Origin of the sequence: Acetobacterium sp. (assembly GCF_036508315.1) — a bacterium.
In the GTDB taxonomy this organism is placed as follows: Bacteria; Bacillota; Clostridia; order Eubacteriales; family Eubacteriaceae; genus Acetobacterium.
On sequence record NZ_DATCHP010000064.1, the window covers coordinates 1 to 20,399 of the forward strand.

Consider the following 20,399-nt stretch of genomic DNA (forward strand, 5'->3'; position numbering starts at 1 on the left):
GGACAGCCACCACACGAAATCATACCAATAATTTCAATTTCTTCGCTTACTTCTTCAAAAGCACCTTGCCTATTTTTTATCATCTTGAAATCTGTCGTTCCAGGACAATAATCCTCGGTCTGCATGCATCTTATTATTCCAACCTTCATCTTTAGTCCTCCATTCTTTTCTTTATAAATACCAAGCCATAATGATGTTGAACCTAGCTGCGTTGGTATTCATAGGTTTCTACATAGCCTTCTGTTCCATGCACGCAAATGCGTTGTCTGACATTTTCATTTTTTCACCGGTCCCAAACCGTCCCTCTGATCTCCTATTCTCTGTTCTTAAGTGCCGCTGATAATTCGATTTTATTGATTCGTCTCACATGAATGAAATTGATAATAAAGTAGGATGCCATGCCGATTGCCACAATCTCCGGATAGAGATACATAGGAATATAGACTGGCAGATAACCGCTTAGTTTCATCTGGACCAGAAAAAAACTCCCCTGAATTCCAAAATTAACCAGGGGCAGGCAAAGAATCAGCGAACCTAGGACTACAATCGTCGTTGCTTTCAAATACAACTTTCTGATTTCCGGCGTCTCATACCCGAATACCTTTAAAAATGAAATGTACAGAGCGTTCTTGTCAATCACCAGTTTGGTGAGCACATACATCAAAACCAGATAAATAACAATTGCAGCAAAAAGACACAGAGGCGCCAACTGTTTAAAAGATGAAAGCATCTGATCCCCAAACTTTGACAACTCTTCCGGGGTGATCACCGTAGCCAGACTGTTTTTATCCGTAAACGTCAGTTCCTCATCAGAAAAATAGCCGTTGAAATAACTCGTGTCCCGCTCGAGAAGATCGTTCAGTTGTTTCTGATTCATAAATACAGTCAACGCTCCGGGATAATCGGTGATGCCAATAACCTTCACTGTATATTCCATATCTGTGTAGGGATTGACAAAATCCAGAGTATCCCCAGATTCCGCACCCATCTTTATAGCCAGGCCGTCTGATAAGTAGACCCCGCTTTCATTGTCGGATATCGGCAATTCTTCAAAATAATGCGAATCTTCCCTGAGTCCGAAAACGGAAACTTCAATATTTTTTTCAGCAGGTTTGTAATAAGTTTCCAGGGACGCGACGGTCAGTTTTTCAGCATTCCCCGGGTTTTCCGGTTCCACCGGGGCTTTTAGAATATACTGATAGTCCGAAACCGCTGATTGTTTAATGGAATCCACATAATGACTGATCATGGGGGTCATCACAAGTCCGAACATCAGAATAAAACTGGCCAGAAAAACGCCGACAAAAAGAGTGATATAGCTTCCCTTATTTTGAATCACCACCCGGAGGTCAGCACCCGATGGGCCATGTTCTTAATCGGCTCGTTATGGGTGACGATGATAATGGTATTATGATAGGTTTGATTAATTTTTTCGATTAATGCTAAAATGTCTTTGGATGTTTTATAGTCAAGGGCCCCGGTGAGTTCATCACACAACAATAGCGCGGGATTCTTTACCAGGGCCCGACCAATGGCACAGCGTTGCTGTTGTCCTCCGGACAGCTGATTGGGGAACTTATCTTTATGCTCCCAGAGTCCCAATGTATGCAGGAGTTCGTCAATTTCAAGGGGATTTTTACTGAGATATTCGCAGACTTCAATATTTTCTTTAACCGTGAGATTGGGGATGAGATTGTAAAACTGAAACACAAAGCCCAGTTTATTTCGTCGATAGCGACCCAGACTTTTCGTGTCCAGTTTTGAAATATTCTGTCCATCAATGGTGATACTGCCGCCATCGATGCTTTCAAGTCCTCCGACAACATTTAAAAAGGTCGATTTTCCACTCCCGGAAGGTCCTAAAATAACGCAAATCTCGCCTTCATAAAGTTCCGTTGAAACACCGTCAAGTACCTTTACTCTTGCACTCCCGGTGCCATAACTTTTTTCAATGTTTTTTACCGAAAAAACACTGTGTTCATTTCATTCTTTTTATCCATGATATTGCCTCCATTAATGAGATTTTAATCGCTGCTTACATTAGGCTGAAAACGTCCCCAGCGAAAATCAAGTCCGGCAACCAGAAAGATACTCAGACTGCTGACGATAATAAAGTTGGTGACCATTTTATCCTGTGTTATTTCTCTTTTCGGACAGGTTTGCGCAGCCATCCCAAATATATCAAAAGGCAGGAGGTCAAAGCCGGGACGATAATTTGGATTGTATTTAAAAATGGTGTTATCGTAATGCCAAAGAGACTAATCGGTAAAACTCCGCTTAGTCCCAGTGCTGCATGAACAACTGCTTCCCATGCGGTTACTCCCGCAAAGAATTTAAAAAGCTCTTTGGCCATATCACTTTCTCCTTTCAACGCAACAATTTACGGATATTAATCATGCCAATAGTTGTAGCTTTCCTCAGCTGGGGAATCGGTCAACCAACTTGCTTCACCACCGGCTTTGAGCAATCGGTACCGGTGGATGCATTGGGCTTATATGGCAAAAGCGGAAAAAGATGTGACCTTAATTGCCAGAAGAGAACACTTGGCAGGCATTCGGGAAAGCGGACTTAAGGTGGAAATAAATTAAAAGAGTCTTATAACTGTGTCTCCCATAAATGCCATTGTAGGATTTGCAATGACTGCCTTTCTGACCCGTTCTTTCTAGGGTCATTTCTGGCATCGTAAAAACAAATCCTACAGAAGATCCTTCCGGGATTATTTTTGGACATCTTTCATTATAGTGTCGATTCCTTCTTGATCCAAATAAAATGAAACGTCACCACAATTAGGACATAGTGCTGCTTTTACATTCCCTCTGTGATTACTTGAAATTCTCTTTTTATAAGATATACTCACTTGGTATACGCCTTGAGCTGTAACTTCCAAATCATCGACGAGTTCACTGTTACATTTACTGCAAATTTTCATTTTTCTCCTTCCTTTGTTGCTTAATATGATGCTTGAAAATTATTCCTGGAATTGTTAAGTATCTTCTAATATTTTCAGTGCCCTAGGGTCGAATCTTCATTATTTAACTTGATTTACAGCCTCCGAAACTTCCAAAATGTTTTTCATAGTTTCAACAGTTTTTTAAGAAGCTTAAAAATATCAAAGGATGTTTTATTGTAGACCTTGTTATAAACAGCTTTCCTGGGATTTCTGAAAACACCGAAACCTCTGGGCATTTTAACACCTCCCCGATGGACAACCTGTCGCTTGATGCTTGTTCTTGCCGATATCATTTTCTTCAGGCTTGGTTTGCGAAATCCGAATTTCATAATGCTTCACCTTTCGAATACAGAGGCACTCTGATTTCTCCCGAACTGATTCGATCTAAATCACCCAGTCAAAGGATTCCATTGTAATTTCCTTTGTCTCATGACCTGAAAAATGGAGCTCTGGTGTTTTGATACTCACCTTGGTTCCTTCAGGAACTGATTTTGTAATAAACACGTTACTGCCAATGACAGCACCTTTTCCAACAATTGTATCGCCACCCAAAATTGAAGCCCCGGAATAAACGGTTACCTCATCTTCCAGGCAGGGATGTCGTCTCACGCCTCTTAGCTTCTGACCACCTCTTGTGGATAAAGCACCTAATGTTACCCCTTGATATATTTTTACATGTTCGCCAATGCTGGCGGTTTCCCCAATAACCACGCCTGTACCATGATCGATGAAGAAGTGTTTTCCGACGGTGGCTCCGGGGTGAATATCGATTCCTGTAATGTTATGGGCATATTCGCTCATGATCCTTGGAATCAGCGGAACTGAAAGGTCATACAGTTCATGTGCCAACCGGTGAATGCTGATGGCAAAAACACCGGGATAACAGAAAACAATTTCATCCCTGCTCTTTGCTGCCGGATCCCCATCAAAAGCTGCAATAACATCGGTTGCCAGGTACTCTCTGATTTGAGGGATCTTACTCATAAATTCATAACAGATTCTTTCCGCTTCCTTGTGATAATGTTCCTCACCAAAATTTTCCGATTTGCCTGCCTGATGTTTCAACGCCAAAGTGATCTGTTTCGTCAAGCTTTCGATGATACAAATCAATAACTCTCCAATGTGATAGTCCTGAATTTCTCTGCGAAAATTAGTTTTCCCAAAATAGCTGGGGAAAATCAGTTGTCGCAATGCATTGGTTGTATCAATAATCACATTTCGATTTGGTAAAAAGCCTAAATCATGGGGAGCAATATAGCACTCTTTTTTATAACTCTCTGAAATACTGTCAACCAATGTTCCTATTTTTGTTTTATATTCGTTATTCATGGCGTTTCCTTTCATATTTACTTATAGAATTTTCTCATTTTGCTACAACCGATGTTTTCAATAAGGATTTGATTTAAATCGGCTTGATTTGAGTTATGATGGTTTTTCACAGGTGGCCTCCTCTCTTATGTTTTTAAAGCTTTATAAATAAGTTAAGTTTAACCTGTCACTGTAATCAGTTAAGTGATATTCCCGGCCAACCCTTAGATTTTCTGTTTGTTTTTCCCTTTCAATTTGACTTTGTTGCCATCCACAGATATTTCGTCAATGCTTCTCAAAAGGCTTGAAAATCGACTATATCCATAATCTTTTAAATTGAAATGATTACGTTTTGTTTTCAAAGCTTTATGTATGATAGACAGGTTTCCAATAACACCGCGGTTACTTTTTATAATCTCTATTATTTCCTTTTTAACAGTAATGATATCAACATCATTTTTCATCTTTACAAAGAAAGACCCATCCTTTTCTTCGATGTGAATTTTCGGAAATTCTTCACGAATAAAAACATTGAGTTTAGTATAACCATAATTTCTAACATCAAAATCAGTAAATAGTTTACCTAACGAAGAACCAACTTCCCCAAGTGTTAGACAATCTGATTCAGCAATCATATTTAGTATTGATTCCTGAATTTGACTGATCGGTGTGACATTTGATTCCATTGTCTCTGGTATTTCTGCATTTTTTTCATTCTGCACATTCTCTACAATTTCTACGATCTTTGGCTCATCAGATGCTATCAAATCAAGATGCAAAAATTTATTGCAGGCTTTGGTAAGCGCGATCGGTGTCTTTGATTCTCCCATTCCAATCACATACGCTTGAGATTCTCTTAATCTCATCGCAAGTTTCGTAAAATCACTGTCGCTGGTTACGATGCAAAATACATCGATGTTATTAGTATACAGAATGTCCATTGCATCAATTACCATTGCCATATCAGTCGCATTTTTTCCTTTTGTATAATCAAATTGTTGAATTGGCTGTATTGAGTATTCCAATAACAAATCTTCATCCCACCCATAAGTTCTTTTCCAGTTACCATAAATTCTTCTAATTGACACTGTTCCGAAAGCATTTAGCTCATCAAATATGCTCTTTACATATTTTGCACTGACATTGTCTACATCTATCAACAACGCTATATTATTCTCGCTCAAAAAAGTTCCTCCATCCATTATTTTTCGTATTGTAAACTGAAACATCCGGTTTTTCATTGAGGGTATCGGGTATATGATCAAGAATATCCTGCAAACTGCCAGCCTTTTTAAGCAACAGCATGGTATCCCGGTGAGGATTGGTATACATACCCGGCCAGTGGTATTCATCATATTCCGGTCGATTCAAAAAAGCAAGAACAGGTTTTTCCAATGAAAATTGTGCATACACACCTGGCTTATTCCCTCCTGCATCAAGCCTGATCCAATGGTCGTCCAAAAAAACTGCATTATAAGCATGGACACAATATCCCAGGGAATCATCATCCTAAATACTTTTTTTCATTCCTGAACTTTCATATACCTATAACAGCATGCGATGTCATTTCCACGAGAAATAGTGATCGTTTTTATCTGCATTTTTTCTTCTCGTTTAAACGATCTTCTGTTTTATGAATTTAAAACTGATTATTAATATTGTAGATCATATTTCATATTTCGTCAAATTTTGTGCAACAAAAAAGACGGTTTGTCAGATCACAGATGGACTCTGTGTCATCGAACCGTCTTTATAGCTGGCGCTTGTTCAACCGTCTCTTCATTTCAGGACTTTTACCGGATAGGCTTCAATATAACCCCGGTAACCCATGGGCACCAGCTGGAATCTTGGCGCTGATTCCGGTGCCCATTGATAGCCATAAACCGTCGGGTCGAACCGCTTGATGTGCTGCCAGATCGCATCAATTGCTTCCATAAAATCCGTGTCGTCGTAGGGTTCCCCCTGAAAAACCATCATGGAACATGGCGGCAACTTAATCAATTCATAACCCTCTGGAACAACATTGGCATAGTCCAGGGGAACCTCCACACCCTGAACATACTGAGATGTTCCCTCCCGGATCAGGTGCTTCGGCAGCCACATCCCGATGGGCTCATACATGGCTTCCTTCACGCTGCTGAGCACCGACCAGATATCACATCCAACCTCCTCGCAATAGGCAAAATACTCCACTGCTTTTTTTCCTCGCTTTAAAAGAACTTTCCGTGCCGGCCGTTCGATCACTTGGACAAACACCGTTCCTGCATTTGGTTTCTCACTCATTTTATTCTCTCCTTTACGCATGAACTGGTAGGTATCGAAAACTTTCTGCGGCATAAACAACGGGATTGGCGGTGTCAGCCGTCCGTATTTACTGGGGGGCATGCCAAACTCTCTGGAAAACGCCCGGGTAAAGCCTTCATGGGAATCGAATACAAAATCCATTGCCACATCCACGACCTTTTCATCTCCATCCCTCAGCATCAGAGCCGCCTCGGTGAGCCTTAAGGAACGGATGTAATTGAAGGGGGGTTTTCCAACCACCTCTCTGAACAGCCTTGCCGCATGCCATGGCGAATACCCGGCTGCAACGGCCAGTTCCTTTAATGTGATCTTCCGGTTCAGATTGCTTTCGATGTAGTCCTGCATCCGCTGTACCGCCTGGAAAATTTGTGCCTCATCCATTTTCTCACCTCCTTGCCTTTATTCTAGCCGATCTAATAGCAAATTGCTTGACTTTCCTTGCGCAGTCTGGGTTTAATCTATTAATCCTCTATTTTAATTTGATCAATAAGCCTTAATTATCACTGTCTTCATATAAAATACTGGGTTTCACTTTGCTGGCTTCTTTTTCAATATAAGCCTTTTCAGTCAGGCCCCTTAATTCTTTATAAATCATAAAACCAGCGAAAGCAATAGCTGAATATCCTGCCAGGGGAAATAGAATATTGACCAATTTATCAAAAGGAAGTACCCCTCCAAAGAACATGCCGATAGCAGTTAGTGCTGTTGCAATGATATTAAACTTTTTAGTTTTGTCAGCAGCAAACTTTCTAACAACCATTAAAAGAAATGAAGCCACTGCTGAATAGATACTTATCACTATTAACACTGAAAAAATCAATCCTAAGACAGGAGATATGTAATTGGCAATTGCTAATGTCGGAACCTGTTGGCCTACAATCAATTCATAATAAACAAGTTCACCTATTATAAGTGAAATAATTGCAATAGTAAAAGCAACAGTTCCAACAAAACCTGCAGTTCTTGCTTCTTTCAAACTTCCTGCAGACGCTCCACAATCAACCTGAAATGGTATACTAACCATAAGAGCAAGAAAGGCATATAGCGCTCCTGACCATGCCCAATTAGAAGAAGCGGATTTAAACCCTAACGTTGGCATAAGCCTGCTGGCTTCTGACAATAAAGTCGGCTGCCCCAAAAGAGTAATGATCCCGTAAATGCCTATTATCGCTACAAATACAATTTTAATAGGCCCTATAACACCTATTATGTCGATCAGTTTTTCTACTCCCAGCAATGCTGTACCCAATGCAAGAAGCGCTATAGCTCCAGTACCTATATATGTTGGTATTCCATAATATTGATAAATTGTTGCACCTCCGCCTGCGAGCATAACTACAAATATACAATACACTAATACAACACTAAACCATATATAGACTTGACCTAGAACTTTGCCACAATAATACTCAAAAACATCATATGGATTATCGAATTTCTTTTTTTGGCCTATTCCATATAAAATGAACGTAAAGGTACTCATTAAAACTAGAAAAATCAATGCGGCAATAATCCCCTTTGTCCCATTTGCTGTGAAAAATTGCAAAACCTCCTGTCCTGTTGCGAATCCTGATCCAATCCAATACGCGCACAATGCTCCTGCAAGAAGTACAACTTTTTTTAAACTAACTGATTCTTTTTTCATCTTTACCGCTCCTATTATTTAAAATTAGTTACTGAAAGGTTTCCTACACCATTTTTTTATGGGTACCCCAACATTGCCAGATTTAAAATGCCCAGTACCGCAGAGTAAACTACCATCAAACCGGTAGTTATGATTTGATAATTACTTTCCTATCATAATATTAAGAATTTCCACATCAGTGGATTTCATGCCTTGCCGGCCCATGCGGCCAATGTTCTGGATCGTCTTTTCGTAATCCTTTTCCACAAGTCCTTCTCCAAATGGAAAGACCAGATTATGTTTTGCCATTTCATAGCCCATGATGCCCGCGTCTACTGCACTGGAAATCTTTGCTGCACAGGAAGCCTTGGCTCCATCGCACACAATGCCGCCCACATTGCCCAGAGTATTGATAATGGTCTTTCCAATGACATCATAATCAGCACCATTCAGATAGGCAATGCCGCAAGCTGCAGATGCTCCGGCTGATACGGCGCCACAGTAAGCTGATAAATCTCCAATAAAATGCTTCTGATGCAGGGACAGAAGGTTGGTCAGGACAAGAGCCCTGTAAAGGGTATCCTTATCTGATTCCATTTCTTCAGAATAAACGACAACCGGCATGGTACAGGTGATCCCCTGGTTGCCACTTCCTGAGTTGATGACTACCGGAAGGGCACAGCCATTCATTCTTGCATCGGAGCCTGCTGCCGCTGCCGCTCTTGCCCTGATTCGCACATCATTACTGCCATATTTCAGGAGAGTCTGTCCCACCTGGGCACTCCATTTATGGGTCAGGCCTTCTTCTGATATAGCAGAATTGCACTTAATCTGTCTGCTGATAATTTCTCTTACATCATCCAAGTTTACTTCGTTAGCAAACTTGAGTATGTCTTTGATATTAAGCTTTGACCTATCTCCAGACTCCTGAGTTTTAATATCAGGCTGCTCAAATATCACCTGACCATTTTTTTCAATTCTGGCAATGTGGTTGTGCCTGGTTCTGATTTCCACAGCAGCCGTTTCCTGTCCGGCTGTCAATTCTGCGCGGATAAAAAGATTTTCTTCTCCTTCTTCCAGTTCACAGCTACAGATTCCCTGGCTGTATAACATTCTGGTCTTATCGATGTCCTCCTGTTTCATTTGGCTGATGACCTGAAGCTCCAATTCTGCCTTCCCTGCGACAACACCTGAGATTGCTGCTACTTCCACGCCTTTTTGGCCACCAGAATTAGGTACGACAACGCCCTTCGCATTTTTAATAATATTGCCGCTGCAACGGATAACTATCCGTTTCGGCATCTGCCCAAGGATCTCTCTTGCCTTTGCGGCTGTAAACGCAATGGCAATCGGTTCCGTGCATCCCATAACCGGAATCAGTTCTATTTTTAATATTTTAACATAATTATCATATTGAAACTTATTCATTGAAAAGTTCTCCTCTAGGTACTGCCTAATTATTTACATTTTTGAAATAGGATATCTGACAGGTCTTACATCCGTTAGCAATGGTATCTCCCAAGTGGAATTCAAATCCCATAGTCTTGGCAATGTTTCTGTCACCGTCCATAGCCATGTCGCATAATTTCTCACAGGTTGAATCATCAAAGCCTAAATCCTGCCATGCTTTCAGCAGTGGGCAGTGATGAAATTCCAGATCCACTCTGTCTTTGGTTTTAATCTTGAATTCAACTTCATAAGTCTTTAAGTTATTCGGAGTTAGAAAAGTCTCTATAAAGCATGCAATGTTTTCTGGGTCCTGGCATTTGAATTTGATTTCAGAGCCATGGACCTTACCGGTTTCCACAATTGCTGCACGGATGATTTTTTCTGCTTCTTCTGCCTTTTCCGCTTCTCTGGCCTTGGTATATGTTAAACCGGTCCAGGTTGCACGATGTCCGATTGCACCTCTCTGAATGTCTACTACTGGGTCACCTTTGATACTAATTTTGTTATCAATCATATTCTTTTTCTCCTTAAAATTATTGATGAATGTTCAGCATTTTTTAATACCGGCTCAGTTCTCCCACTATCTAACTCCATACTCGAGTATGTGTCGTAATCATATCACGTAGAACTATAACAATCAATAACATATACAAAATTTGTGACATTCCTTTATTTCCATTAAAAAAAGTATAATAATGTTATATTTTAGACTAAAATATAACATTATTATACTTTTTCGTGATATGACCAGATATGCTGATTTTATCTATTATTAATAAATTCCTGTTCTTTTCATACTGACTTCCCATCTTTTTCAATCATATAACAATTTGACAACAATATAAGAAATCTGGTAATATATCAGGAAAAGTATTCTTAATAAAACAAACCTAAGATTTAAAAAAGAGCAAGTAGGAGTAAATTTGATTTTTAATCAGCAAACCAAAAATCAGACAAACTAATTTGTGAGATGCAAGTGCTCTTTTATGATAGATCAATAAAAATTGAATATAAAAAATGTTTAGACCACTAATAAGTAGATCTAAACATATTATACGAGGAGAATATTTATGGTTAAAACAAACTTTAATACATTAAAAAATCAAGTTTATGATGCCTTGTTTTTTGATATTATCAATGGAGTATATCCTGCCGATACCATCCTGACTGAAAAAACTTTGATGGAAAAATATAGTGTCAGTCGTGCACCAATACGGGAAGCACTTGTCCAACTGACTGGGATCCATATTCTGTCCAGCATCCCGAGACAGGGATATAAAATTCTACAGCCAGATAGACAACAGTTATTGGAGATCACTAAATTCCGTTCTGCTCTGGAGTGTTCCTTTTTAGAAAGTTATTGTACCTATATCGATGAATCCTGGATCAAAGAACTGAGAACCATCTGCATGGACTACATCAACTGTCCGGCCGATGATTTCATGGCCCACTGGCACCATAACTGCCATTTTCATCTGAAATTGTTCTCTTTTTATGGCAACCGTTATGCCTATAAGCTCTTGGAAGATGCTCTGAATATCCAGACTATCTTTTTCGTACAGAAAATGTATTGCACCACCATGGATTTGCACCTGGCTTTAGTTGACTATATGGGAAGAGGTGAGATTGCAATGGCTGTGACCATTTTAAAGGCAGATATTGAAAACCTTTTGCTTCCAGCCATTGCTCCTACCCCAATTGTCGCTATCTAAACCATAAACTGCATCCTCCTTGAGATAATCCACGCCGATCCCTTGGACGGATCGGGTTTTAATGGTATTAAAAGTTCTGTCAGATGCGTGGTGGCTTCAGTGGCCGCTTCACTATCATTTCTGCAATGGGTATAAAGTCAATGGGCAATTCACCAAAAAATTAGTTGGATTATATCATAAGAATATTCTTCTTTACACCAGAATTCGTTGTGCCTTTCAAAATCTTAAAAGCTGGAGGAATTGATGATACTCGTCGAAAATTTAACAATTCCAGTATTTTTACTACTCTAGGTGAGTCAAACGTTATTATTGTTTTAGGCCAACTTCCGGAGGATAAAACTAAGATGGTTACGTGAATTTTAAAACGTTTAAAATAGCTTTCTGAATCAAAATGATTTTCTTTCTTGTTGAGTTAATTCCGTAATACTGTTAAACTGAAACGGGTATCACTTCAAAACAAATCAGCCCAGTGTTACCTAACTTATGTTTTTAAGGAGCAATCATATGTTGAACGATACAACCAATAATTATATGAAAGCCTGTGAGACCTGGCGTCTGAAATTTCTGGACATGGACAAGCAGCAACTTATGGAAAAATTACCTGAAATCAAAACCGAAGCGGACAACCTGACCCTGAAACTTTTTGGCCGAAAATTTGGGATTTATACCCAAACCGGAAAAATCGTCACTTTTGAAGATCTTCAGCCTGCTGATATCATCAGTCAATTAAATATTTATACCCTTTTCGGGTTTGCCTCACCGCTGGCTTATTTCAAGGACAAATGGGTTCCCTTCAGAGAGCTGAGCGGAGCCTCCTCTTTTACAAAGGCTTTTGAAAAGCATGTGCTTGACCCCTTTGCCCAGACCTTTTCCGGCCAGCCCGAAAAACTGTCTAAGGCCTGCGAAGCGCTCGGCGGCGTCAACCTCACCCACTCAGATGCCGGCTGTCTTCTCAATGCCTTTGACTGCATGCCCATGAAATTTCTTTTCTGGGATGGGGATGATGAATTTTCTGCCCAGGCCAATATTCTATATGATGACAGCGCAACGGATTTTATCCATGTGGAAAGCACCGTCAGCATTGCAGTAGAAGGTATTCTAAGGCTTGCAGAAACTGCCGAAATCGAAATCAAAGGCCCACTGTTTCAAATGTAGGCGCACCACAAAACCGTTCCTCCAAGCCGAAAAAAGCATACCTCTTGAACACCCAGACCCGTCTCCTCATAAACTTCTAATCGTTTACATTCAGTCGAATCATTCATCAAAAGTCCGGGTTCATTACTAGTAATACAAACTGCTCATCATGGATGCCATAATCGCCCCCATTACAATGCTTAAAATGATTCCCGCTCCAAACGCTATGGCCATCATAATCAGATAAGCCCGGGAAAAATTCTTTTTGTTGGGTCCGGTTTCACTGCTGAATCCCCAGACAAAGAGCATGACAATCCCAGCAATAGGAATAGCCGTAATCAAAAACATAATAATATACTGACCCATACTGATCAGATCCACATCCCCGTCAACCTTTACCGACTGCGATGGATTTTTGGGCCGTTCTACCTTCTCAACCGGTGGCAGATCCACTCGTCTGGCTGGCTGAGGATTCTGTACCCTGTCCGTTGATTGCGCCTTGACCGTTGATTCTGATTGCTTCGCTCCGCAGTGTGTGCAGAAAACCGCATCATCCGGAATTTTTTTACCACAATTTTCACAAAACATAGCATTTCCTCCTTAAATTTTTTTAGTGTTGACAACCCATATTTGCAATCCCAAAAACTACTCAATGAAGATCACACAGTCAACAGTCAACAATAAGGTTGATTGTATTTTATCGAAATTCCAATAGCTTGTCAATCTGTTGTTCTCCGATTCTTTTAAGGGGAAACGCGTTTCCATGTTTGAGTTTCTCCAATTTCTCATTTATTTATAAAACACGAATTATTTTCTGACATAGTATGTTTGAAACATACTAGTGTGATAAACATGTATGTGCAAACTGAAGTTTACAGTTATGAATTTTAAAAAAACAAAAGATTAAAAAAATCCAAAAAAAGCACGACCAGGATCGTAAATTTACAATCTGGGATAGAACGACAGAACATAGGTATAATAGAACAGGTTATATCAATGAAAAAAAAAATACACAATCCAAAACCAATACTTTTAGCGATGTCTTTTTTTTCTGAATTGAAGAAAACAAATTGATACCAGGATTCCAATACCTATGAAAATCAGACCGGCAACAAAAATGGAATTGGATGCTTCTGCCACTGAAATCACTAAGGGGCAGGCACGGATAACGGTGGATAATCAGATTTTATAATTTTCATTTTAAATCAAGAAGTATCAAAATTGATATTTATCTATGAGAATAATAAGGGTAATCCTAGTTTTTGGGCAATATTGCGATTTCAAACCAATATTCTTTCAATATAGTTTAACTATAAACAAGATACGGAACCGATAATATCACAAAATATATTATTTACCACTAACTTTTTTGATAAAATGAGGTAAATCCTGAAAGAAAAAAGACCGCTATATTATGAAAAAAGCATCAAATGCAGAAGAGTGAATTGAAAAATTTAAACCGGCAAATAAAATCGTCAACATATGACACAATAGAATTTTTATATCATTTAGTGATACATAGAAAAGTTTTGAAATCAAAAAAGCATAGTTCTCCGTTATTTAAAACCATGAACCATGTCTGTGTGTTCTTACAGTATACTTCCTTCAAACAGACAACCATTATTTGAAGGAAGGCCTGGTCTATACCAACAATGATAAGGGGTTGACCGTACTCTGTTCAGTGTTATTTCTGACGTTTTGAATCCAGGAAATGATATAAGTTTTCCCCCTGAAATACAAGGAGTAAAAGGAACTTGAATACTTTGCTGACCGAAATCCTCTGTGTTTTTCAGATTCCGGATCGACGAAGCAATTCTGCTTGTTTAAGTGTCTTAAAAGCTTGTAAAAATGCAATTTTGGTCTTTTCAGATGGGCTGTTTTGGTATATCATAGTGGCATGCACCTTTCTTATCTGATTTTTGTCAGTTGCTATTTTCATTGTATCAGATGTTGGGTGCATTTTTCTGTCAACTTTTATTTTTAGGGAGCCGCAGATTGTGTTGTGTTAATGGCTCAGCTGGATTTTACGACTGGGAAAGTTGAGATAATAATATTCAAAAAGAAATTCAATGGAGACAACGATGGTTAACTTAAAAGAAATAAAAGAAAACGTAAAATATTTCCTGAATAGCAGATGGTTTATGATTGCATTACTGATTGTAACAATCATGAGTTTCGGATTCACATTAACACATCCAAGTATAAGTGTCGATGACACTGCGATGGATTATTATTACAGGCAGAACGAGCTGCTGAGACAGGGGCGGTTTTTTCAGGTATTTATCGATAAAATATTGGGAATTTACAACTTCAGGCCGTTCGTGCTGGACTATCTTGCCATACTGTGCCTGGTTGCAGCAGCGATATTGTGGTGTTCATTATTTAAGAAGATTTCCGGAAATAAATTAAAATTAATTGTGTATCTGTTTTTTGCATGTTTTTTTGTTTCATATCCGTTGATTACCGAAATATTTATTTATATGGGTTCAAATTTCGAAACCTGCCTTGGACTTGCGATGATACCGTTCATATTATTTATTTTGTCAAGCGACACCAAAAATCTGAACAAGCCGGGTACTTATATCGTTGCTTCCTTTTTAATAGCCTTAACGTTATCGCTGTATGAATCGTTCGCAGCTGTCTATTTGTTTGGAATTTTTGCCATATTGATATTGAGGTTTTTATACAGTGATGATAGCCGGAAATTTAAAGATGTATTTTTACGGGGCCTATATTATGTGATCCCGTTAATCTTCGGCATCGTTTTTCGTTTTCTTATCGATATGACCCTAAAGATTCTACTTCATCTTGGCACAAGCACGAATGCGTCTAAGGAAATTCATTGGGATATTGGAATCATGCAAAACCTGCCAAAGCTGATTAAAGGTATGACCTTAAGTTATTTTTACAATGCGCTCGTCTATCTGCCAATTACCTTTTTGGTGATCACAGTGGGAGCAACATTTATTTTGATGTTCTGGCACGGTTTCAAGCACCGGTCGCTAACAATTGCTGTTTTATATTTAGGCAGCATTGTGAGTGTGTTTTCTTTGACCATCATCCAGGGAATTGAAACGCCATACCGGGCATGTACGGTTTTTAGCGTTTTTACAGCCTTTGTTTTTATGCTTTTGTTGCAGTTTGTTGAAGAAGGCAAATTCCGAATAGAAATAAAAAGAGCGTTTGTTGTTGTTCTTTGCATCTTTCTTATTTGTCAGTTAAATGATATCAACAAGTGGTTCTATGTTGATTATATGCGCTACGAGGAAGAGGTCAACGTGGTCAACCAGGTTGCCATGGAAATACGTTCAAATTACGATTTGGAAAAACCGGTTGTTTTTTTGGGAGATTATAAGTTGTCGGATAATATAAACCAGTATACCTCTGCCGAAAAATCCAGTCTGACGGGAATACTTTATAAAAACCTGACCGGCATTGATCCGGAAGGCAAATATGCTTACAAATTTGTTCAAACCAATGGGGATAGTTTTTTAGATTGGTCAGTTGGCTGGAATTTTGAGAACAATGTTTCCGAAGCTCACAAGTTTTTTAAAGATCTGGGGTACGACTTCAAGGCCGATAATTATACGATGCGAAAAGAAGCATATTTGCTGACAAAAGATAAACCTCAGTGGCCGAAAAAAGGCTCTATTTTTGAAACCGATGAATTTATTGTTGTGAATTTTGGGATCTCGGATAAATTCGCAAATCAAGTAAACTTAAATTAAAATGAAAGATAAAGGGAGTCGTCGTTTCCTAATTATTTGCCATTGAAACTGCCAATTCCTGCAAATTAATGGTCTCAGGACAAAATTCCGGATTCTTTTTACGCAGGGCGTTCGTATAATCGATATCCAACTCACCCAACTTCTGGAAATAACAGTTTATCCGGTGATTTAAGAACAGATTATTCATCTGAAAACTAATCGGCACCGAAAAATCAACGTGTTCATAAAATAACCCTTTTTCTGTAAATGGCGGCGGATATTCAGATGCCGGCAGGGTTGGGATAAAATCATGGACATTAAAAATCCGGCAACTGTTTTTAACATAGGTGTTGTAAGCGCCCGCGAAATCCGGATCTCCAGATCGGCCCGCAGCGTAGGTGTAAACAACAAGGTCTTTATTCGGTATGTTGACAGCAAAGTCCAGAGCTGCCATGATGGCAAGATCCCCTCCCAGGCTATGGCCGGTTAGATAGAGTCTTTTATCTTCCGGAAGTTTCCGTACAATTTCGATCAACTCTTCGCGCATCGACTGATAAACTCGGGTAATTCCTCTATGGCTGTTTCCGGCATTTTCCACATAGGGAAACGGAATCTGAAAAAGATCGAGATCAGAATCCAGATTCAGAGTCGAATCCGATCCACGAAAAGCCAGAACAATCCGATTCTCAGACTCCGCGAAGAAGCCAAACTTTTCTTCTATTTTTTCAGTCACCCCTGCCATACCGCTAAATGAGTGACAAAGCTCAAACCCCATTGGCAGATCTAATTTATTTTGATCAAAAAACGAATAGGTCTGATAACAGAAACCCGCAAGTAAAATGGCATCCTGTTTGTTATAGGATTCAGTTGGCTTCATTCGGTTCATCTTTTTTCCTCCTTAGATTTTATGATCATTTATTGTGTTTTTTATTTCTCGCTTGACGCAGGGCCTGTTTCATTTCCCCTTTACTGCGCCGCCAAATAGGAAATAAATTACGCTCTACAATAAAGCTACTAAAATAAACTATTCGGATCATGTGATGATTGCAAACAGAAGAAGAACCGTCCGATTTTGGCCACACTGCCAGGCACGTATGTACCATGCAATGACCCCCTGACTCGTTTATAATCCATCTTAAAATAGAGAAATCTCTGATATGGCGGTGTCATGATCACCATCTTCAGGACCCACCACAACACTATCAATAACAAAAACAACTGAGTCCCCGGGATTAATCGTCACCGGACTAATTGAAAAAGTCTGTTCATCTCTTATCCGGGCGATGCTCATATAATAAATCGGACTGGTATTAACGTATACCTGTATGCCGCTGACGCTGCCGTTTTCAGCAAAGGATTTTGGATTTTTTACATAACCGGTTTTTGTGGAAAATCCATGTAATGTCATTGGCTGCGACCCGGTATAAGTACATTTGATATACTCCCCAATGCCATCTCCTGATACACCCTCAACCCAGGCGGTAATATCATTCTGATCCATGATATTACCCACATAATAACTGATTCCGGCCATATCCGGCAATGTTGATGAGGCATATATACTGAAGTTATAATTTTTTTGATAATTCGAGGTGTTATCCGTAGAACCTTGGGATCCTCCTGAAGTGGTGGGTATCTCTGCGATGATATATTTCCCTTCGATAATTTTACTCGGGTAACCATTTGGCCCAACTTCAATTGCCTTAATAATGTGTTCTCCTAAAACCAGCTGAATGGCTGCGGTGTATTCTGCTGACCCGATTGATGGTTCTGATCCGTCAATGGTATAATACACCTTATCTGCTGAGTCGCCTTTAATGATTTCCAGCGATTGTGTTCCCTGATAAGTTCCCGGATTTAGATTAAACGATGAGGTTTTTACCATATAGTCAGCTTTTCGTTTTATATACTCCTCATCTCCTGTTTCCCGTGTCGCACGTTCAAGAAGGGCAAACAGCGTCTCTTCCGTTGCCTTGTTTTTTACTTCCGAATCAATATACGCATTAAAAATCAGTTTTAATTTTTCCAGATCTTTTTCATTTTTAAGTGCTTCCTCAAAATAGGTTTTTGCAGTTTTATAATCTGTTAATCCGGAATACGCCTTTGCTTTTCCGAAAATCGCTTCTGCATTATTCGAATCAATTTTCAACACGCCATCAAAAGCACCCAGTGCCTCATTGAAATTTTTTTCATTAAGAAATGCTTCTCCGTTTTTGATACCGGAATTAATGGCGCTGACTTTCTGAAAATATAAAAATCCAGTGATCCCGACCGCTATAAGAATGACTCCAAGAATGCATGCGCTTACTATTAAGATTATTTTTTTGGTGTTCTTCTTTTTTGATTCCTCGACATTAAGCGGTGCTTTTTTTTCCAAGCCCATTTCTTCTTGATTATTTAAAGGATTTCCACATTTCTCGCAAAATTTGTTTGAATCAATATTTTCATATCCGCATTTGTCGCATTTCATAATTCTACTCCTTTCGCTACCATTTTATACAATTCTTTTTACCCTTTTTCAGCTTCAGTAATCCTTAATTTTATTTTTTACAAACAAGCAGCTCAGCATAGCAAAACGATTAATCACAATAATAGCTTCAATCAGTTCGATGATCATATTCAGGGCGCAATCAAAATCATTGGTTAAGTCAAAATCTTTCATAACCGTGTCCCGGTCGACACCCAGAGCGGAGCGGAGTAAAACGGCTGCGACGCCGGTACGATCCTTCCCGGTATTACGGTGAAACAGAATCGCGCCATCTTTATGTGCCATTTTTAATTAATGATTGTTCTTCACTTTATTTTTGTACTATAATAAAGGTATTCACTGATACTTTTAACAGAAAGGATTACTCAATTGAAAACATTCATCTATAATAATATTTTAGAAACCATCGGCCATACCCCGATGGTTCGGATTAATCATTTAAATCCTAACCCCAATGTGGAAATCCTTGCGAAGTTCGAAGGCTTTAACCCAACGGGTAGCATTAAGGATCGTATTGCCCTTAAAATGTTGGAACAGGCAGAGACTGAAGGTTTTTTAACCAAAGACAAGATCATTATCGAACCGACCAGCGGAAATACCGGGATTGGTTTGGCAATGATCGCTGCCGTAAAGGGCTATCAGCTGGAAATCGTCATGAGCGAAGCCGTCTCCATCGAACGCCGTAAAATGATTCAAGCCTTTGGTGCTACCGTTACGCTGACCGCTCCTGCCGAAGGAACCGATGGCGCGATTCGAAAGGTTCGGGAGTTAATTGCCGAATATCCGGAACGTTATTTTAATCCTGATCAATTCAGCAATAAATATAATAAACTCGCCCACTATTCCACCACTGCCGAGGAAATCTGGGAACAGACCCAAGGGAAAATCACTCACTTTGTTTCCTCTTTAGGTACCTCCGGCACCATTATGGGCGTTGGTATGGGACTTCGCCATCACAATCCGGAAGTGAAAATTGTGGAAGCCCAGCCGGTGCTTGGTCATTACATCCAGGGACTTAAAAACATGAACGAAGCCATTGTTCCGGCACTGTATCAACCCGATGCCATTGATGAACATATCATGGTTGAATCTGAAATCGCCTTTGATTTTGCCCGTCAAATTGTAAAAAAAGAAGGGATCTTTGTGGGCATGAGCAGTGGGGCTGCCATGTATGCCGCTGCCGAGGTGGCTAAAAAAATTGATTCCGGTGTCATTGTGGTGATCTTCCCTGACCGTGGAGAAAAATATCTCAGTACGGATTTATTTAAGCTGTAAATTTTGTAGGTGATATCTGGCGTGACTGTCAGCTCGGAAGGTATTTTGGGAAGAAAAATGAACTGGCTGGAAAATTCTCAGTCCCCCTGTTTTTATTTTGCAATCAAATGTTTCTTTACGCGCACAAATGTACACATGATTGCTTATTTTAACAATTATAATCAAAATAAGCAATCATTTACCATTGGTGCTGAGGATGCAACCTTTGTGGGCGGTTGTCAGGGTTATATCTACATCGGCGATTACGTTGATACCGCATCTGATACAACGCCCCCAGCATTATCTGACGTGCTGATTACCGACTATGAAGGCAAAGGAATTAAAGTCACCGCACTGGTTTCTGATGACTTAAGCGGCATCGGCAAGGTTGCTCTCGAGCATTAAGCACCTTCCCCTAAAAGCAGAAAACCTTCCAGATGACGTCAACGAACGCCACTGGAAGGCTTTT

The 20,399-nt window shown here is 39.6% G+C and carries 22 protein-coding genes and 1 pseudogene; 6 read left to right on the forward strand and 17 right to left on the reverse strand.

What is annotated here, in order from left to right; genetic code table 11:
- The 4 genes and pseudogenes from VIK44_RS08265 to VIK44_RS08280 form a co-directional block, all read right to left on the reverse strand.
- A partial coding sequence (locus VIK44_RS08265) for a CGGC domain-containing protein (protein WP_331553421.1) occupies nucleotides 1–149 on the reverse strand: 149 nt, incomplete at its 3' end.
- Between the two features lie 164 nt (nucleotides 150–313).
- A complete protein-coding gene (locus VIK44_RS08270; protein WP_331553394.1) occupies nucleotides 314–1,342 on the reverse strand; it encodes an ABC transporter permease in 1,029 nt (342 codons plus the stop codon).
- Nucleotides 1,343–1,350: 8 nt separating this feature from the next.
- Nucleotides 1,351–1,953, reverse strand: a pseudogene (locus VIK44_RS08275) (ABC transporter ATP-binding protein); the annotation flags it as partial.
- Between the two features lie 184 nt (nucleotides 1,954–2,137).
- Nucleotides 2,138–2,353 carry a hypothetical protein gene (locus VIK44_RS08280; protein WP_331553395.1) on the reverse strand — a complete coding sequence of 72 codons (216 nt, stop codon included), beginning with the start codon at nucleotides 2,351–2,353 and terminating at the stop codon, nucleotides 2,138–2,140.
- Between the two features lie 42 nt (nucleotides 2,354–2,395).
- Here VIK44_RS08280 and VIK44_RS08285 point away from each other — a divergent pair, with 42 nt between their 5' ends.
- Entirely contained in the window at nucleotides 2,396–2,572 is a 177-nt protein-coding gene (locus VIK44_RS08285; RefSeq protein WP_331553396.1) for a hypothetical protein, read from the forward strand.
- Between the two features lie 144 nt (nucleotides 2,573–2,716).
- On the opposite strand, the gene VIK44_RS08290 is transcribed toward VIK44_RS08285, so the two are convergent.
- The 9 genes from VIK44_RS08290 to VIK44_RS08330 all read right to left on the reverse strand — a co-directional run bounded on the left by VIK44_RS08290 (nucleotide 2,717) and on the right by VIK44_RS08330 (nucleotide 10,149).
- On the reverse strand, nucleotides 2,717–2,929 hold the full coding sequence (locus VIK44_RS08290) for a hypothetical protein (protein ID WP_331553397.1): 213 nt from the start codon (nucleotides 2,927–2,929) through the stop codon (nucleotides 2,717–2,719).
- A gap of 143 nt (nucleotides 2,930–3,072) precedes the next feature.
- Entirely contained in the window at nucleotides 3,073–3,279 is a 207-nt protein-coding gene (locus VIK44_RS08295; RefSeq protein WP_331553398.1) for a hypothetical protein, read from the reverse strand.
- A 55-nt stretch (nucleotides 3,280–3,334) separates the two neighbouring features.
- A complete protein-coding gene (epsC, locus tag VIK44_RS08300) occupies nucleotides 3,335–4,279 on the reverse strand; it encodes a serine O-acetyltransferase EpsC (RefSeq protein WP_331553399.1) in 945 nt (314 codons plus the stop codon).
- Between the two features lie 203 nt (nucleotides 4,280–4,482).
- Nucleotides 4,483–5,442: an NYN domain-containing protein gene (locus tag VIK44_RS08305; RefSeq protein WP_331553400.1), complete on the reverse strand. Its 960-nt coding sequence runs from the start codon at nucleotides 5,440–5,442 to the stop codon at nucleotides 4,483–4,485.
- Nucleotides 5,429–5,671: a hypothetical protein gene (locus VIK44_RS08310; protein WP_331553401.1), complete on the reverse strand. Its 243-nt coding sequence runs from the start codon at nucleotides 5,669–5,671 to the stop codon at nucleotides 5,429–5,431. The genes VIK44_RS08305 and VIK44_RS08310 overlap by 14 nt, the downstream gene beginning before the upstream one ends.
- Nucleotides 5,672–6,037: 366 nt before the next feature.
- On the reverse strand, nucleotides 6,038–6,943 hold the full coding sequence (locus VIK44_RS08315) for an AraC family transcriptional regulator (RefSeq protein WP_331553402.1): 906 nt from the start codon (nucleotides 6,941–6,943) through the stop codon (nucleotides 6,038–6,040).
- 112 nt (nucleotides 6,944–7,055) lie between these two features.
- Nucleotides 7,056–8,207, reverse strand: coding sequence for a hypothetical protein (locus tag VIK44_RS08320; RefSeq protein WP_331553403.1), 1,152 nt, complete (start codon nucleotides 8,205–8,207; stop codon nucleotides 7,056–7,058).
- A 141-nt stretch (nucleotides 8,208–8,348) separates the two neighbouring features.
- Nucleotides 8,349–9,614: a serine dehydratase subunit alpha family protein gene (locus VIK44_RS08325; RefSeq protein WP_331553404.1), complete on the reverse strand. Its 1,266-nt coding sequence runs from the start codon at nucleotides 9,612–9,614 to the stop codon at nucleotides 8,349–8,351.
- Nucleotides 9,615–9,639: 25 nt separating this feature from the next.
- Nucleotides 9,640–10,149, reverse strand: coding sequence for an L-2-amino-thiazoline-4-carboxylic acid hydrolase (locus VIK44_RS08330; RefSeq protein ID WP_331553406.1), 510 nt, complete (start codon nucleotides 10,147–10,149; stop codon nucleotides 9,640–9,642).
- Between the two features lie 556 nt (nucleotides 10,150–10,705).
- On the opposite strand from VIK44_RS08330, the gene VIK44_RS08335 reads away from it, so the two are divergent.
- Nucleotides 10,706–11,347: a GntR family transcriptional regulator gene (locus VIK44_RS08335; RefSeq protein ID WP_331553407.1), complete on the forward strand. Its 642-nt coding sequence runs from the start codon at nucleotides 10,706–10,708 to the stop codon at nucleotides 11,345–11,347.
- 504 nt (nucleotides 11,348–11,851) lie between these two features.
- Complete coding sequence (locus tag VIK44_RS08340; protein ID WP_331553408.1) at nucleotides 11,852–12,502, forward strand: DUF3786 domain-containing protein; 651 nt, start codon at nucleotides 11,852–11,854, stop codon at nucleotides 12,500–12,502.
- Nucleotides 12,503–12,628: 126 nt separating this feature from the next.
- On the opposite strand, the gene VIK44_RS08345 is transcribed toward VIK44_RS08340, so the two are convergent.
- On the reverse strand, nucleotides 12,629–13,069 hold the full coding sequence (locus tag VIK44_RS08345) for a zinc ribbon domain-containing protein (protein WP_331553409.1): 441 nt from the start codon (nucleotides 13,067–13,069) through the stop codon (nucleotides 12,629–12,631).
- A gap of 1,493 nt (nucleotides 13,070–14,562) precedes the next feature.
- On the opposite strand from VIK44_RS08345, the gene VIK44_RS08350 reads away from it, so the two are divergent.
- Nucleotides 14,563–16,209, forward strand: coding sequence for a glucosyltransferase domain-containing protein (locus tag VIK44_RS08350; RefSeq protein ID WP_331553410.1), 1,647 nt, complete (start codon nucleotides 14,563–14,565; stop codon nucleotides 16,207–16,209).
- A 28-nt stretch (nucleotides 16,210–16,237) separates the two neighbouring features.
- Here the strand turns inward: VIK44_RS08350 and VIK44_RS08355 are convergent, their stop codons facing one another.
- The 3 genes from VIK44_RS08355 to VIK44_RS08365 form a co-directional block, all read right to left on the reverse strand.
- Nucleotides 16,238–17,074 (reverse strand): lipase family protein, encoded by an 837-nt coding sequence (locus VIK44_RS08355; RefSeq protein WP_331553411.1) that lies wholly within the window; start codon nucleotides 17,072–17,074, stop codon nucleotides 16,238–16,240.
- 249 nt (nucleotides 17,075–17,323) lie between these two features.
- Nucleotides 17,324–18,658 carry an NADase-type glycan-binding domain-containing protein gene (locus tag VIK44_RS08360; protein WP_331553412.1) on the reverse strand — a complete coding sequence of 445 codons (1,335 nt, stop codon included), beginning with the start codon at nucleotides 18,656–18,658 and terminating at the stop codon, nucleotides 17,324–17,326.
- Nucleotides 18,659–18,712: 54 nt separating this feature from the next.
- Nucleotides 18,713–18,961: a tyrosine-protein phosphatase gene (locus VIK44_RS08365; RefSeq protein ID WP_331553413.1), complete on the reverse strand. Its 249-nt coding sequence runs from the start codon at nucleotides 18,959–18,961 to the stop codon at nucleotides 18,713–18,715.
- Nucleotides 18,962–19,057: 96 nt separating this feature from the next.
- Between VIK44_RS08365 and VIK44_RS08370 the strand changes: the two genes are divergently transcribed.
- Nucleotides 19,058–19,951, forward strand: coding sequence for a cysteine synthase family protein (locus VIK44_RS08370; RefSeq protein ID WP_331553422.1), 894 nt, complete (start codon nucleotides 19,058–19,060; stop codon nucleotides 19,949–19,951).
- 57 nt (nucleotides 19,952–20,008) lie between these two features.
- Nucleotides 20,009–20,335, forward strand: coding sequence for a hypothetical protein (locus VIK44_RS08375; RefSeq protein WP_331553414.1), 327 nt, complete (start codon nucleotides 20,009–20,011; stop codon nucleotides 20,333–20,335).
- Nucleotides 20,336–20,399: the final 64 nt, after the last annotated feature.

Bases quoted from the DNA above. Each gene is read 5' to 3' on its own strand.
- VIK44_RS08360 (WP_331553412.1), bottom strand. From the start codon at position 18,658: ATGAAATGCGACAAATGCGGATATGAAAATATTGATTCAAACAAATTT.
- VIK44_RS08315 (WP_331553402.1), bottom strand. From the start codon at position 6,943: ATGGATGAGGCACAAATTTTCCAGGCGGTACAGCGGATGCAGGACTAC.
- VIK44_RS08365 (WP_331553413.1), bottom strand. From the start codon at position 18,961: ATGGCACATAAAGATGGCGCGATTCTGTTTCACCGTAATACCGGGAAG.
- VIK44_RS08320 (WP_331553403.1), bottom strand. From the start codon at position 8,207: ATGAAAAAAGAATCAGTTAGTTTAAAAAAAGTTGTACTTCTTGCAGGA.
- VIK44_RS08375 (WP_331553414.1), top strand. From the start codon at position 20,009: ATGAACTGGCTGGAAAATTCTCAGTCCCCCTGTTTTTATTTTGCAATC.
- VIK44_RS08340 (WP_331553408.1), top strand. From the start codon at position 11,852: ATGTTGAACGATACAACCAATAATTATATGAAAGCCTGTGAGACCTGG.
- VIK44_RS08345 (WP_331553409.1), bottom strand. From the start codon at position 13,069: ATGTTTTGTGAAAATTGTGGTAAAAAAATTCCGGATGATGCGGTTTTC.
- VIK44_RS08280 (WP_331553395.1), bottom strand. From the start codon at position 2,353: ATGGCCAAAGAGCTTTTTAAATTCTTTGCGGGAGTAACCGCATGGGAA.
- VIK44_RS08350 (WP_331553410.1), top strand. From the start codon at position 14,563: ATGGTTAACTTAAAAGAAATAAAAGAAAACGTAAAATATTTCCTGAAT.
- VIK44_RS08325 (WP_331553404.1), bottom strand. From the start codon at position 9,614: ATGAATAAGTTTCAATATGATAATTATGTTAAAATATTAAAAATAGAA.
- VIK44_RS08355 (WP_331553411.1), bottom strand. From the start codon at position 17,074: ATGAACCGAATGAAGCCAACTGAATCCTATAACAAACAGGATGCCATT.
- epsC (WP_331553399.1), bottom strand. From the start codon at position 4,279: ATGAATAACGAATATAAAACAAAAATAGGAACATTGGTTGACAGTATT.
- VIK44_RS08330 (WP_331553406.1), bottom strand. From the start codon at position 10,149: ATGATTGATAACAAAATTAGTATCAAAGGTGACCCAGTAGTAGACATT.
- VIK44_RS08335 (WP_331553407.1), top strand. From the start codon at position 10,706: ATGGTTAAAACAAACTTTAATACATTAAAAAATCAAGTTTATGATGCC.
- VIK44_RS08295 (WP_331553398.1), bottom strand. From the start codon at position 3,279: ATGAAATTCGGATTTCGCAAACCAAGCCTGAAGAAAATGATATCGGCA.
- VIK44_RS08285 (WP_331553396.1), top strand. From the start codon at position 2,396: ATGCCAATAGTTGTAGCTTTCCTCAGCTGGGGAATCGGTCAACCAACT.
- VIK44_RS08290 (WP_331553397.1), bottom strand. From the start codon at position 2,929: ATGAAAATTTGCAGTAAATGTAACAGTGAACTCGTCGATGATTTGGAA.